The organism is Leisingera sp. ABD4_442 (assembly GCF_056160905.1).
On the sequence record NZ_JBSWYB010000004.1, the window covers coordinates 157786 to 171329 of the forward strand.

Genomic DNA, 13544 nt, shown 5'->3' on the forward strand with positions numbered 1-13544 from the left:
GGCGCGCTCCAATAGGTCCGGCAGCTTTCTCACGGCCTCTCGCAGATCTGTGAACGAAGGCTCACGCGCGGGCAGGAAAGGGAATGATTTCGGCGCTCTGCTGCTGCTCGCCCAGCACCTGTTCCAGAATTTCCAGTGCGGCGGCATTCGGTGCGGCGCCGGTGTCAGGGTGGAACTTGTCGCGGGCCTGGCGGCGCAGCATGTCACGGGTTTCCGCGGCGCCCATCTGCTTCAGTTCCTCGCCCTGGCTGGACAGCACATCAACCATGAAGTGGTTGGCGGTCACCAGGTCATTCAGCGACTTTAGCTTGTCCGTCAGCGCCTGCAGCGCCTCATCCATGTTGGTATGTGCAGACATCTTCTTCCCCCCGGAAGTACATGAGCGATGCCGCCATTTTAGAGGCCAGGGCAGTTCGGAACAACAACAGGGTTAGCAAATGGTTAACGCCTGAGATCCAGTTCCGGCAGCACGATATGGCCGTGGTACCGCACCAGCAGGCCAACCCGCGGCAGGCTCGCGGAGATGTCAAAACCGATGTGGCCGTCAGGTGTTTCAAATTCCACGGAGGCACTCTGCGGGCAGAGCACGCGCGGCAGCGGCACACCGAACAGGCGCGCTTGCTCCACCGCAACCGTCAGGGCGCCTTGGCGCGCGGTCACGCGGAGTTCCAAGTCGATAGGGCCGAACCGTTCCAGCACCCTGCCGCCCGCCGGATCGTAGCGCAGCAGTGAGCGGGTCTGATGCCTGCCGAAACGGCGGCGCCATACATGGCCCTTTCCCTGTGGCGCGACATCCAATTGGAACCGCGACGGCGGCATCGGCGGCGGGAAGCCTGCAAGCGCGGCCAGCAGCCGCCCCCAGCGGCTGCCGCCCTCGACACTCACGACCCCGCGGCAGGTGCCAGGCGGCTCTGCATGGAACCTCAGCAAGGCAGGCGGCACATCAAGCTTTTGCGCGGCAATGACCTCGCCAAAGGCATCCCTCATGCCTGATATCCCCCCGGGGCAAACCGCGCACGCAGTTCGGCGCCGGGGACCATGCAGCGGTCATGGCGGCCGAACAGACGGTGCCGGTTCCGGGCGATGCTGAAGTAGAGAAAATCCTTCAGCCGCCGCGGCAGAAAACGGCATGCAGACAGCAGCGGCCAGGGAAAGGGCAGTGCCCGCAGGGCCGCTGCAACCGCATCGAGCCGCTGATAGGTGCGGCCGTTAACGATCACCAGGTTGGTTTCAAAGTTGTCCGCAGGCAGGCCGAGCTCCCGGTAAAGCCGCTGCCCTAAAGGCGACTGCGCAGTGGCAAAGGCAAACCGCCCTGCCCGGTCATGCCGCAGCATGAAGCGGAAGAAGCCGGAACACAGCACGCATTCGCCGTCGAAGACGATGAGGTTCTGACGCGTGTCACTCGCAATCATGAAACGGCCTTTCCAAATCTTGCTCCTGCGATGCTCAGCGCTCGGGATAGATATCCGTATCAGGCCCAAACACAACTTCATTGCCGGATGCATACAAGAAGCAGCGCCTCCGGTTACCATCATTTTCTTCACATTTTCTAAGCGCGGCTTGCTCCGCCTCACGCCTTGTCAGCCGTCCGGACGCAAAGGCCCAGGCACCGTTGCGGCTCAGCGCTATGGCTTTGGTGCGCCGGGCCGCAGAGTAGCGGGCGGCGACATCCCGGCCGCGCAGATCCGCCACGAACGGAATAGTGTCCGGGCCGACCCTTTCCGCATAAACCATTGAAGGCACAGCCTGCCAACCAGGCAAATTACGCCCCTTTGCTATCGCCAGGCCGCAAGGCTGGCCGGCAAGGTGCTCACATTTCTGCAATACGGCACTGGTGATCGTCGATGACAGTTTATTGCCGCTGCAGCGGGACGCCCAATGACCATTGGGCGACACTGCCACCATATAGGTTTGCTTGCAGCGAACCCGCTCATAGTCCCTTTGAATACTGGCGCTGGCGACATCCGAAAGGAACGGGACTTTATAGAAATCCGGGGCCTCCGCCTGCGCGGATACCGTGCTGGCTGCCAAAAGGGCAAATACGATCCTGAACAACATAATCTAAAATTCCCAAGCTGTTATGGCGCGGAGAATACATGTCAATCAGGCAAGAAAAAGGCGCCCCGCGGGGCGCCTTTTGATTACTGGTCCAGGAAGCTGCGCAGCTTGCGCGAGCGGCTGGGGTGCTTCAGTTTCCGCAAGGCTTTCGCCTCGATCTGGCGGATCCGTTCGCGGGTCACGCTGAACTGCTGGCCGACTTCCTCCAGGGTGTGGTCGGTGTTCATGCCGATACCGAAGCGCATCCGCAGAACCCGCTCTTCACGCGGCGTGAGGGACGCCAGCACCCTTGTGGTGGTTTCCTTGAGGTTTTCCTGAATGGCGCTGTCCAAGGGCAGCACGGCATTCTTGTCCTCGATGAAATCGCCCAGCTGCGAATCTTCCTCGTCGCCGATCGGGGTCTCCAGCGAGATCGGCTCCTTGGCGATCTTCATCACCTTGCGGACCTTCTCCAGCGGCATCTGCAGCTTGTCCGCCAGTTCTTCCGGGGTTGGCTCGCGGCCGATCTCGTGCAGCATCTGGCGGCCGGTGCGGACCAGTTTGTTGATGGTCTCGATCATATGGACCGGGATCCGGATGGTGCGGGCCTGGTCCGCGATGGAGCGGGTGATCGCCTGACGGATCCACCAGGTTGCGTAGGTCGAGAACTTGTAGCCGCGGCGGTATTCGAACTTGTCCACCGCCTTCATCAGGCCGATGTTGCCCTCCTGGATCAGGTCCAGGAACTGCAACCCGCGGTTGGTGTATTTCTTGGCGATGGAGATCACCAGGCGCAGGTTGGCCTCGACCATTTCCTTCTTGGCCTGACGCGCCTCTTTCTCACCCTTCTGAACCTGCTGCACGATGCGGCGGAATTCAGAAATGTCCAGGCCGACATACTGGCCTACCTGGGCCATATCGGCGCGCAGCTCTTCAACCTTGCCGGTGGAGCGTTCGATGAACATCTGCCAGCCGCGCCCCGGTTTCTCGCCCATGTCGGCCAGCCAGTTCGGGTCCAGCTCGCGGCCGCGGTAGGCGTCGACGAACTCGCGGCGGTTGATGCGGGCCTGGTCGGCCAGCTTGACCATCGAGCTGTCGATCTGCATCACACGGCGGTTGATGCCATAAAGCTGGTCGATCAGTGCCTCGATACGGTTGTTGTGCAGGTGCAGGCCGTTCACCAGCTCGACGATTTCAGACCGCAGCGACTGATAGCGCGCCTCGTCATCAGAGCTGAAGGAGCCGTCCTCGTTCAGGGTGGCCGAAATCCGGCTGTCCTGCATTTCGCTGAGTTCGGCAAAGTCGGTGGAGATCCGCTCCAGAGTGACCAGAACCCGGTCCTTAAGCGCGGCCTCCATCGCGGCCAGCGACATGTTGGCCTGATCGTCCTCATCGTCGTCATCATCGCTGGCAATCGGATTACCATCGGCATCCAGCTCCGGGCCTTCATCCTTGGCCGGCTTGGCAGCCGCCACGGCGGAGGTGTCGACAACCGGCTCTTCCTCCTCGCCGTCCTCGTCCATCTGGTTGCCAAAGGTGGCCTCCAGGTCGATGACGTCGCGCAGCAGAATGTCCTCGGACAGAAGTTCGTCGTGCCAGATGGTGATCGCCTGGAAGGTCAGCGGGCTTTCGCAAAGCCCCTGGATCATGGTGTTGCGGCCCGCCTCGATGCGTTTCGCAATTGCGATCTCGCCTTCGCGGGACAACAGTTCGACGGAGCCCATTTCGCGCAGGTACATGCGCACCGGGTCGTCGGTGCGGTCCAGCTTCTCAGTTTGGGCGCCGGCCAGGGCAACCTCGCGCGGGCCTTCGGTGGTCACAAGGTCGGTGGTGCCCTTGTTCTCTTCTTCCTCGGCCTCTTCGTCCTCGATGATGTTGATGCCCATCTCGCTGAGCATCGACATCACGTCTTCGATCTGTTCCGAGCTGACCTGATCCGGCGGCAGAACCTGGTTGAGCTGATCGTAGGTGATGTAGCCTTTCTCGCGGGCCTCCGCGATCATCTTCTTGACCTGAGCCTGGCTCATGTCGAGGGAGATTTCGGCGTCCTGATCGTCAGGTTTGCGGTCGTCGGTGTCTTTGGCGGCCATTCAATGCTCCTACTCAGGGGCTGCGGGGCGGTTCGAATCACGCGAATCATTAGCGCGATCATCCGATTCGTCACCCCGTTTACCCAATTTTCCTGTGCTCTTCCTTAGCAAAACGCAGAATCACTCCCGCGTGTTACTTCTCGGAAAAGCCGATCCGGTCCAAAAGGGCACCGAAGGCATCGCGCTCATCCCGGTTGAGCCGCGCGCCATTCTTGCCCACGTCATACGTTGCCTTATCCTCATTTTCGCTGCGCACGGCCTTGTTCTTGGCCTCTGCCGCCTGCCGCAGCCGCCAGGTCAGCGCCTCATCCGCTAGGCCATGCAAATCCTCTTCGGCTTCTGCCAGTTCCGCATCCAGCCCGCGCAGCGTTTCGAGTTTTGCGAGTTCTTCCGCCAGGGTCATGCTGGCCAGTTCGGTGTCGCCGGGTTTGCGCAGGCAGGGGATGATTGCGACATGGCGAAGGGCAAAGAGGTTTTCAAGGGCATGGGGCCCCAAAGACCAGTCGATTTCCTCGCGCAGCCGCTCCGGTGCACTGATGCCGTGACGCAGCACCATGTCGCGCAGCGCCGCCAGATCCGGGTCGGCGCACTGCAGGCGTTCCAGGCTGGTCTCGAATTCCGGAATCACCTCCGGCGTGGTGATGGCTGTCGCCAGGATCACCGCCTCGCGCATTGCAGCAAAGGATTCATCATCGGACCCGGCCACCAAAGAGGCCCTGGTGGTTGCCCGCGGCTGAGGGATCGGGCCAAAGCCCTTGCCCGGTTTCCACGGCGCGCGGGCGCCATCGCGGAACCCGCCGCCCTTGCCACCGCGCTGCTGGAAGCCGCCCCCTCCGCCATTACTCTCACGGCCACCGCGGAACAGCTGCCAGCGCATTTCCTTGACATCCTCGCCATAGTGCTTGCGGATCGAGGGGTCACGGATCAGCTTGATCTTTTCGCGCAAGCTCTTGTCCAGCGCCGCTTTGCGTTCTGGGCTGTCAAAGACCTTGCCTTCGGTCTCACGCTGCCACAGCAGCTTGACCATCGGCATCGCCTGATCCAGCACCGCCTGCACCGCCTCCGGGCCTTCGCTGCGGATCATATCGTCCGGGTCCTTGCCCTCAGGCATGATGGCAAAGCGCAAGCTCTTGCCCGCCTCCAGCAGTGGAAGCGCCAGGTCGATCAGCCGCATGGCCGCACGCAGGCCCGCAGTATCGCCATCCAGCGCGATGATCGGCTCATCCGACATCCGCCACAGCATCTGCAGCTGATTTTCGGTGATGGCGGTGCCGAGCGGCGCCACGGAGGATTGGAAGCCGCCCTCCGCCAGCGCGATCACATCCATATAGCCTTCGGCCACCACCAGCGTGGAGCCGCGCCCCGAGGCCGCCCGTGCGGGCCCGTGATTATAAAGACTGCGGCCCTTGTCGAACAGCTCTGTCTCGGGCGAGTTCAGGTATTTGGCGTTGTCGTTCGGGTCCATCGCCCGGCCGCCAAAGGCAATCGCCCGCCCCCGCGCATCGCGGATCGGGAACATGATCCGGTTGCGGAAGGTGTCATAGGGTTTGCCGCCCTTGTTCGACGGCTTGGCCAGCCCTGCGCCGATGATCAGATCCTCTGGCACGTTCTTGCCGCGCAAAGCATCCCACAGGTTCTGCCAGCCGTCAGGGGCAAAGCCGATTTCCCAGCGGTCCAGCGCCTGCGCCGTCATCCCCCGGCGCTGCAAATAGGCGCGGGCATCCTGCGCCGCCCCGGTTTTCAGTTGCAGACGGAAGAACTGCACCGCCTGCTCCATCACATCGGCCAAGAGCGCCCGGCGGTCCTGTTTCTCCTGCGCGCGCGGGTCGCGCTTGGGCATCTCCATGCCCGCTTCCCCTGCCAGGATCTCGACTGCCTCCATGAAGCCGACGTTCTCGGTCTCCTGCACAAACTTCAGCGCGTCACCTTTGGCGTGGCAACCGAAGCAGTAATAGAAGCCCTTGCGGTCCTCGACGTGGAATGACGCAGTCTTTTCGTGGTGGAATGGGCACGGCCCCCAAAAGTCGCCCTTGCCTGGCTGCGACTTGCGCTGGTCCCACATGACCTTGCGCCCGACAACATCAGAGATGCTGACGCGGGTGCGCAATTCATCCAGAAAACCGGGCGGCAGCGACATATCAGTTCGACTTCAGCTGCTGCTGCATCGCCTGGATCTGGTCCCAGTTTTGCAGGCACTGCTCCTCAAAAGCCGCGCCAAGGTCCACGCCCTTCAAGTCGCGCCGCTTCATCGCGTAGACGTGGGAGGCCAGCTGCGGGATCGCGTTGGAGAAGGCTTCGGGCCATTCCGGTTCACTGTCCAGAATGACCTGCTCCACCTCTTCCTGCTTTACCCGGTCCAGCCGCGCCTGCTGCACCGCGGCCATAACCTGGCCCTGGTATTTGCAGCTTTGCTCTTTGGTTTCAGAAGCATAGGCCGGAGCCGCCAGCAAGGCGGCTGCAAAGGCGATGCGGATCATAGATGCGCTCCGGGAATCAGTTGGTGATTCCCGAAAGATTACCCCCGCGCCGCCACGGCTTCCATGGCTGTTTTCAAATCATGCACAAGCGTTTTCGCCATCGAGCGGAACACCATCACCTGAAACGCCTGCGGGCCAGTGCGGGTGACAGAGGCCATCATGTGCTTCAGCTCCGCCCGCACAGTATGGCCGCGCTTGAAGACCTCAGGCCGCAGATCCACCGGCACCAGCCGCGCCAGCACGTCCTCGGCGCCCTTGCCTTCCAGCTTCACCACTGCCCAGGCGTCGCTCTGATCGGTCAGCGCCGCGTGCTCCGCCAGCTTGGCATCCGGCACAGGCCCCATCAGCAGCGCCATGTCCCGGCCGAACCAGACTGCACGGCTGCCCGCCTTGCCGGTCGCCCGGTTTGCCGCCGGGAACGCCATGCCATGGGCGGCTTCCAGCGCCTTGCTCAGCTTTTCTTGCCGGCCTTTGAACGGCGCCACCGCCCACATGTTGCCGGGATGCTCTTCGGTCAGGCTCATGCCGCCGATACTTGCCGGAACCAGCCCTTCACAGGGGCTTTTTGCAATCAGTTCAGCCACGGGCACGCCCTCCTTCCGGGTCAAAGAACACAGGCGAAACAACCTCGCACAACGTATCCACACCGCGCATATGGTCGACCAGCCGTACGGTTTCACCGATCCTGTCCGGCCCCTCCTTGAGGAACGCCAAGCCGATGGGGTGCCCCAAGGTCGGCGAATAGCCTGCCGAGGTTACATAGCCCTGATCATAGATCCGCTCGACCGGGTCGCCCGGCGTAAACAGATGCGCACCTGCAGTGATTTCCTTGGCAGCGCCCACCGGTTTCAGCCCCACCAAGCGCATCCGATCCTCAGCCATCAGCCCCTCGCGGGTGGACATCGCCTTGCCCAGAAAGGCCTTCTTCTTGGACATCATCCCCTGAAGCCCAAGGTCAAATGCAGTCACGGTGCCGTTGATCTCGGCGTGGGTAATCAGGCCCTTCTCGATCCGCAGCACATTCAGCGCCTCCATGCCATAGGCGCCGCCGCCCATCGCTTCGGCCCGCTTCAGAAGCTCCCGGAACAGCGCCTCGCCATAGCGCCCGGGCACGGCAACCTCATAGGCATGCTCTCCCGAGAAGGAGATCCGGAACAGCCGCCCCTTGACGCCCAGCACGGTCGCCTCGCCGCAGCCCATGAACGGCCAGATCTCACCGTTCACATCCTCGTCCAGCAGGCCGTTCAGCAGCTCCTGCGACTTCGGCCCGGCGACAGCAAACTGCGCCCATTGCTCGGTCACTGAGGTAAAGCGCACATCCCATTCCGGATAAAGCGCCTGGGACACGAACTCCATATGCGCCATCACCTGCCCCGCGGCGGCGGTTGTGGTGGTCATGACATAGTGGTTTTCACCCAGCCGCGCGGTAGTGCCGTCGTCCATGACAAAGCCGTCTTCACGCAGCATCAGCCCATAGCGGACCTTGCCCACCTTCAGCGTGCTGAAGGTATTGGTGTAAAGGAAGTCGAGGAACTTGCCCGCGTCCGGACCCTGGATGTCGATCTTGCCCAGGGTGGACACATCGCAGATGCCCACCGCGTTGCGCACCAGCGTAACCTCGCGGTCGCAGGACTGGCGCCAATTGGTCTCGCCCGGCTTGGGGTAATAAGCCGCCCGGTACCACAGGCCCACCTCCAGCTGATGCGCGCCGCGGTTGTCGCTCTCGCCATGCGACGTCAGGAACCGCTGCGGCTTGAAGCCCTCATCGGTGGCCCCTGCCCCCATTGCCCCCAGCGACACCGGTACAAACGGCGGGCGGAAGGTGGTGGTGCCGGTCTCAGGGATTGTCCGGCCAGTGGCATCCGCCAGCACCGCCAGTGCGGCCACGTTGGAGTTCTTGCCCTGATCGGTCGCCATGCCCTGCGTGGTATAACGCTTCATATGCTCGACCGAGCGGAAGTTTTCGGTGGCCGCCTGCTTCACATCCTTGACGGTCACGTCGTTCTGGAAGTCGAGCCAGGCGCGGCCCTTGCCTGGCACGGCCCACAGCGCAGCGATGCAGTAGGGATCATCCTCGGCGTCCGGCAGGTCGGCAGCCGCGGATTTCAGGCCCAGCGCCTCCAGCACCTTGCCGGCCGCTTCAGCGCCTTCACGCAACGCACCTGCGGTGGAGAAGGTGCCGTTACAGGCACCCGCCGTCACCATCCCCGGCACCGCGCCCTCAGTGGGCACAAATGCCAGTGCTTCACGGTTCCACTGCGGGCGGCTGTTCAGATGGCAGGTCAGATGCACCGAGGGGTTCCAGCCGCCGGACATCGCCAGGCAGTCGGTCTGGATCTTCTCCTCGCCCTTCACCGAGCGCACGGTGATGCTCTCGACACGCTGGCGGCCTGCGCTGTTGCAGACCTGCGCCCCCTTGATCACCTGATAGGGGCCATCGACCGGCGCATCATGGCGGCTGTCGATCACGGCGGCGATATGCACGCCCGCGTCATGCAGATCCCGCGCCGTGCGGTGGGCCTGGTCGTTGTTGGCAAACAGCGTCACCCGCTCCCCTGGCGCCACCCCCCAGCGGTTCAGATAGGCGCGCACGGCGCCCGCCATCATGATGCCGGGCCGGTCGTTGTTGCGGAATGCCACCGGACGCTCGATCGCGCCTGCCGCCAGCACCGCGTGCCTGGCCGCAATCCGCCAGAAGCATTCGCGCGGCAAATGGCTGCCCTTCAGCGAATGCCGCCGCGGCAGATGGTGCGAGACCCGCTCCAGCGCGCCATAAGTGCCCTGATCATAGGCGCCGGTGACAGCGGTGCGGGTCATCAGCCGCACGTTGTCCATCGCCTCCAGCTCAGCCAGCACCTCGGCGGCCCACTCATAGCCCGACTTGCCGCCGATGTCCTCGCGCTCGGCCAGCAGGCGCCCGCCCATGCGGCTGTCTTCCTCGGCCAGGATCACATCCGCACCAGCGCGGCCTGCGGTCAGTGCCGCCATCAAACCCGCTGGGCCGGAGCCGATCACCAAGACATCGCAGAACGCAAAAGCCTTCTCATAAGTATCGCGGTCCGCCTCGCCAGAAAGCGCGCCAAGCCCTGCCGCATTGCGGATCATCGGCTCATAGACCTTCTCCCAGAAGGCCGCCGGCCACATGAAGGTCTTGTAGTAGAACCCCGCGCCAAAGAACGGCGCCGCTAGGTCGTTCACCGCCATCACGTCGCGTTCTACAGACGGCCAGCAATTCTGACTGCGCGCCTCCAAGCCTTCAAACAGCTCCTGCTGGGTGGCACGGATGTTCGGGTCCTGCTCGCCGCCGGTGCCGACAGTCACCAGCGCATTCGGCTCCTCGCTGCCTGCGGTCAGCACCCCGCGCGGGCGGTGGTATTTGAACGACCGCCCCATCAGATGCACATCATTGGCCAGCAGCGCCGAGGCCAGCGTGTCGCCTTCCAGCCCCATCAAATGGCGGCCATCGAAGCCGAACGTGATGGGCTTTGCGCCCTGGTTCAAACCTTTGCCGGGAAGTCTCATTTCTCACCTCCCAGCCCGGCCTCTGAGGCCAGCTGTACATCCAGGATCTCATGGGTCGCAGTATTGCGGGTGACCTTCAGCCAGGAATTGCAGCCCATCTCATGATACCACAGTTCCTCCAGCGGCCCCGCCGGATTTTCCCGCAGGTTCACATACTCATGCCAAGCATCCAGATCCGCGCCCTCTGCCGGACGCACCAATGCGGCACCTTTGTAATAGAATTCGCGGCGGTCCCTCTCGCCGCAGACCGGACAAGTGATCCTCATGACCAGCGCCCTTTCAACTTGCAGAAAATACTCCCGCCGGAGGCAAACCCGGCGCACTCCAAACGCTTAGTGCAGGTTATGCTGCGCACCGGTCCCCTCCTCATCCATCAGGCCCACGCCGCTGCGGAAGCGGTCCAGCTTCAGTTTCGTGGCTGCGCCATGCGGCCGGTCTGTCGCGATCAGATGCGCATAGACATGGCCCGAGCCCGGCGTCGCCTTGAAGCCGCCGTAACACCAGCCGCAGTTCAGGTAGAGGCCGTCGATGGGCGAATGGTCGATGATGGGTGATCCGTCCGGCGTCATGTCCATGATGCCGCCCCAGCTGCGCAACAGCCGCGCCTTGCTGAGCGCGGGCACCATCGCCACAAAACTCTCCATCGTGTGCTCCACCATCGGCAGGTTCCCCCGCGCGGCGTAGGAGCTGTAGAAATCCAGGTAGCTGCCGAACACCATGCCGCCCTTGTCGGACTGGCTGATATACAGATGCCCTTCGGCAAAGGTGATCACGTGGTCGACAATCGGCTTCAGCCCTTCCGAGACAAAAGCCTGCAGCACATGGCTTTCGATCGGCAAGGTCAGCCCCGCCATCGCCGCCACCTGGCCGGAGCGCCCTGCTGCGGCCAGCGCCACCTTCTTGGCCCGGATCGGGCCGCGAACGGTCTGCACACCCACAACCTTGCCGTTCTGCACGTCGATGCCGGTCACTTCGCAGTTCTGGATCAGATCCACCCCGCGCATATCGGCGCCGCGGGCATAGCCCCAGGCCACCGCGTCGTGGCGCGCGGTGCCCGCCCGGCGCTGCATCAGCCCGCCCATGATCGGGAAACGGTTGTTGTCGAAATTCAGAAACGGCGCCAATTCGCGCACCTGCTCGCGGCTCAGGATCTCGGCATCGTCTCCCTGGTTGACGATCGAATTGCCCCGGCGCACCGCGGCATCGCGCTGGCCGTCATTGTGGAACAGGTTGATGATGCCGCGCTGGGACATCATCGCGTTGTAGTTCAGGTCCTGCTCCATCCCCTCCCACAGCTTCAGCGAGTGGGAATAGAATTCCGAGTTGCCTGGCAGATAGTAGTTGGCGCGCACGATGGTGGTGTTGCGCCCGACGTTGCCGCCGCCGAGATAGCCCTTCTCCAGCACCGCAACATTGGTGATGCCATGCTCCTTGGCCAGGTAGTACGCAGTGGCCAGCCCGTGGCCGCCGCCGCCGATGATCACCACATCATATTCGGATTTGGGCTCAGGGTCCCGCCAATGAGGTTTCCACCCCTTGTTTCCGGTGAGCCCCTCTTTGAGCACACGCCAGCCCGAAAACCGCATGTCGTCCCTCCCCGTCAAATCGCTTTCCGCTGCCCGGAAAATCTGCGGCCCGGGCCTTGGCGGCATTGCTAACTGCTTTCGCCTGCCGCTCCTAGCCCCAAGGTTCAATTTGCGGCAGTTCAGCAGGGCTTTGCCGCAAGTCTCACGAACTAGTCACCTCTGTCTAGTAATATTTGCGACACCGGATGCCGTATTGCACGCCGCGCACAGAAAAGGGGCAGAGAGTTTCCTCTCCGCCCCCAGATACCCGCCAGAGCCGACCCCGGTCAGAGTCCCTTGGCGTGATAGCTCTTGGCCACCTTGTCGATCGACACCAGATAGGCGGCGGTGCGCAGGTCGGTGACGTCGTCGCGGCTGTGCCAGACTTCGCGCATCGACTGATAGGCCACCCGCATGGTGTCATCGAGGCCCGAGCGCACCAGCTCCAGCTCGCCCGCGCCCTTCAGGTACTTGTCCTTGAAGTTCGGCGACATCGACCAGGTATCACCCATCACATCGTCCAGGCGCTGCAGCTCGTCGATCACCAGCTGGTGGCGCGCCTCTTCCTGGCGGCGCTGCATCCGGCCAAACCGGATGTGGGAGAGGTTTTTGACCCACTCGAAATAGGACACGGTCACGCCGCCTGCGTTGGCATACATGTCGGGGATGATCACACAGCCCTTCTTGCGCAGGACCTCATCCGCGCCAGCCGTGACCGGGCCGTTTGCGGCCTCGATGATCAGCGGCGCCTTGACGCGGTCCGCGTTGGAGAGGTTGATCACCCCTTCCAGTGCCGCCGGGATCAGGATGTCGCACTCCTCCTCCAGCAGCAGCGCGCCATCTTCCAGGAATTGCGCGTCCGGATAGCCGGAAACGCCGCCATGCTTGACGATCCAGTTGCGAACAGCCTCAACGTCAAGGCCGTCCGCGCTGTACAGCCCGCCGTCCCGTTCGATGATGCCAATGATCCGCGAGCCATCTTCCTCGGAAAGGAACTTGGCCGCGTGATAGCCCACGTTGCCAAGGCCCTGCACAATGACCCGCTTGCCATCCAGCTTGCCGCTGAGACCCGCCGCCGCCTTGTCTTCCTCATGGCGGAAGAACTCCTGCAGCGCGTATTGCACCCCGCGGCCCGTGGCCTCGACCCGGCCCGAGATACCGCCGGCGTTCAGCGGCTTGCCGGTGACACAGGCCTTGGCGTTGATGTCGGTGGTGTTCATCCGCGCGTACTGGTCTGCAATCCAGGCCATCTCGCGCTCGCCGGTCCCCATGTCGGGCGCAGGCACGTTCTGGGAGGGGTGGATCAGGTCGCGCTTGGCCAGTTCATAGGCAAAGCGGCGGGTGATCAGCTCCAGCTCATGCTCCTCATACTCCCGCGGGTCGATGCACAAACCGCCTTTGGAGCCGCCGAACGGCGCCTCCACCAGGGCGCATTTATAGGTCATCAGCGCCGCCAGCGCCTCGACCTCATCCTGATTCACCCCGGTGGCATAGCGGATGCCGCCCTTCACCGGTTCCATATGTTCGGAATGGACAGATCTGTAGCCGGTGAATGTATGCATGGCGCCGCGCAGGCGCACACCGAAACGCACCGTATAGGTTGCATTGCAAACCCTGATCTTCTCTTCCAGCCCAGGCGGCAGGTCCATCAGTTTCACGGCCCGGTTAAACATCAGGTCCACGCTCTCGCGGAAGCTCGGCTCTGTGCGGCTGGTCATCTAAAATCTTCTCCGTGATCAAACATCGACTCGCTGCCGATGATGCCCTCACTCTATGCAGAGAAGATTAAGGAGTGCGACCTTTTTGACCATTTCCTATCAAAAAGATTCGCATTTTAGCCGAAAGCTCACGAT

General features: G+C 62.9%; 12 protein-coding genes. All 12 read right to left on the bottom strand.

What is annotated here, in order from left to right; translation table 11 throughout:
• Positions 1-61: 61 nt before the first annotated feature.
• On the bottom strand, positions 62-358 hold the full coding sequence (locus tag ACXAHG_RS05565; protein ID WP_475044492.1) for a hypothetical protein: 297 nt from the start codon (positions 356-358) through the stop codon (positions 62-64).
• Between the two features lie 83 nt (positions 359-441).
• Positions 442-987, bottom strand: coding sequence for a DUF4166 domain-containing protein (locus ACXAHG_RS05570; RefSeq protein WP_475056314.1), 546 nt, complete (start codon positions 985-987; stop codon positions 442-444).
• Positions 984-1412: a thiol-disulfide oxidoreductase DCC family protein gene (locus ACXAHG_RS05575; RefSeq protein ID WP_475056315.1), complete on the bottom strand. Its 429-nt coding sequence runs from the start codon at positions 1410-1412 to the stop codon at positions 984-986. The genes ACXAHG_RS05570 and ACXAHG_RS05575 overlap by 4 nt, the downstream gene beginning before the upstream one ends.
• Before the next feature lie 34 nt (positions 1413-1446).
• Positions 1447-2058: a hypothetical protein gene (locus ACXAHG_RS05580; protein ID WP_475044498.1), complete on the bottom strand. Its 612-nt coding sequence runs from the start codon at positions 2056-2058 to the stop codon at positions 1447-1449.
• Between the two features lie 83 nt (positions 2059-2141).
• Complete coding sequence (gene rpoD / locus ACXAHG_RS05585) at positions 2142-4127, bottom strand: RNA polymerase sigma factor RpoD (protein WP_475056317.1); 1986 nt, start codon at positions 4125-4127, stop codon at positions 2142-2144.
• Positions 4128-4260: 133 nt separating this feature from the next.
• Complete coding sequence (gene dnaG / locus ACXAHG_RS05590; RefSeq protein ID WP_475056318.1) at positions 4261-6264, bottom strand: DNA primase; 2004 nt, start codon at positions 6262-6264, stop codon at positions 4261-4263.
• 1 nt (position 6265) lies between these two features.
• Positions 6266-6604, bottom strand: a complete 339-nt coding sequence (locus tag ACXAHG_RS05595) for a hypothetical protein (RefSeq protein WP_475056319.1) — start codon at positions 6602-6604, stop codon at positions 6266-6268.
• Positions 6605-6642: 38 nt separating this feature from the next.
• Entirely contained in the window at positions 6643-7188 is a 546-nt protein-coding gene (locus ACXAHG_RS05600) for a sarcosine oxidase subunit gamma (RefSeq protein WP_475056320.1), read from the bottom strand.
• Positions 7181-10126 (bottom strand): sarcosine oxidase subunit alpha family protein, encoded by a 2946-nt coding sequence (locus ACXAHG_RS05605; RefSeq protein ID WP_475056321.1) that lies wholly within the window; start codon positions 10124-10126, stop codon positions 7181-7183. The genes ACXAHG_RS05600 and ACXAHG_RS05605 overlap by 8 nt, the downstream gene beginning before the upstream one ends.
• A complete protein-coding gene (locus ACXAHG_RS05610; protein ID WP_475044510.1) occupies positions 10123-10392 on the bottom strand; it encodes a sarcosine oxidase subunit delta in 270 nt (89 codons plus the stop codon). Before ACXAHG_RS05610 ends, ACXAHG_RS05605 begins: the two co-directional genes overlap by 4 nt.
• 66 nt (positions 10393-10458) lie before the next feature.
• Positions 10459-11712: a sarcosine oxidase subunit beta family protein gene (locus tag ACXAHG_RS05615; RefSeq protein WP_475056322.1), complete on the bottom strand. Its 1254-nt coding sequence runs from the start codon at positions 11710-11712 to the stop codon at positions 10459-10461.
• A 266-nt stretch (positions 11713-11978) separates the two neighbouring features.
• Entirely contained in the window at positions 11979-13409 is a 1431-nt protein-coding gene (locus ACXAHG_RS05620) for a Glu/Leu/Phe/Val family dehydrogenase (protein WP_475044514.1), read from the bottom strand.
• Positions 13410-13544 lie beyond the last annotated feature (135 nt).

Excerpts from the sequence above, each read along its gene's own strand:
- ACXAHG_RS05565 (WP_475044492.1), bottom strand. The coding sequence starts at position 358 with ATGTCTGCACATACCAACATGGATGAGGCGCTGCAGGCGCTGACGGAC.
- ACXAHG_RS05570 (WP_475056314.1), bottom strand. The coding sequence starts at position 987 with ATGAGGGATGCCTTTGGCGAGGTCATTGCCGCGCAAAAGCTTGATGTG.
- ACXAHG_RS05575 (WP_475056315.1), bottom strand. The coding sequence starts at position 1,412 with ATGATTGCGAGTGACACGCGTCAGAACCTCATCGTCTTCGACGGCGAA.
- ACXAHG_RS05580 (WP_475044498.1), bottom strand. The coding sequence starts at position 2,058 with ATGTTGTTCAGGATCGTATTTGCCCTTTTGGCAGCCAGCACGGTATCC.
- rpoD (WP_475056317.1), bottom strand. The coding sequence starts at position 4,127 with ATGGCCGCCAAAGACACCGACGACCGCAAACCTGACGATCAGGACGCC.
- dnaG (WP_475056318.1), bottom strand. The coding sequence starts at position 6,264 with ATGTCGCTGCCGCCCGGTTTTCTGGATGAATTGCGCACCCGCGTCAGC.
- ACXAHG_RS05595 (WP_475056319.1), bottom strand. The coding sequence starts at position 6,604 with ATGATCCGCATCGCCTTTGCAGCCGCCTTGCTGGCGGCTCCGGCCTAT.
- ACXAHG_RS05605 (WP_475056321.1), bottom strand. The coding sequence starts at position 10,126 with ATGAGACTTCCCGGCAAAGGTTTGAACCAGGGCGCAAAGCCCATCACG.
- ACXAHG_RS05610 (WP_475044510.1), bottom strand. The coding sequence starts at position 10,392 with ATGAGGATCACTTGTCCGGTCTGCGGCGAGAGGGACCGCCGCGAATTC.
- ACXAHG_RS05615 (WP_475056322.1), bottom strand. The coding sequence starts at position 11,712 with ATGCGGTTTTCGGGCTGGCGTGTGCTCAAAGAGGGGCTCACCGGAAAC.
- ACXAHG_RS05620 (WP_475044514.1), bottom strand. The coding sequence starts at position 13,409 with ATGACCAGCCGCACAGAGCCGAGCTTCCGCGAGAGCGTGGACCTGATG.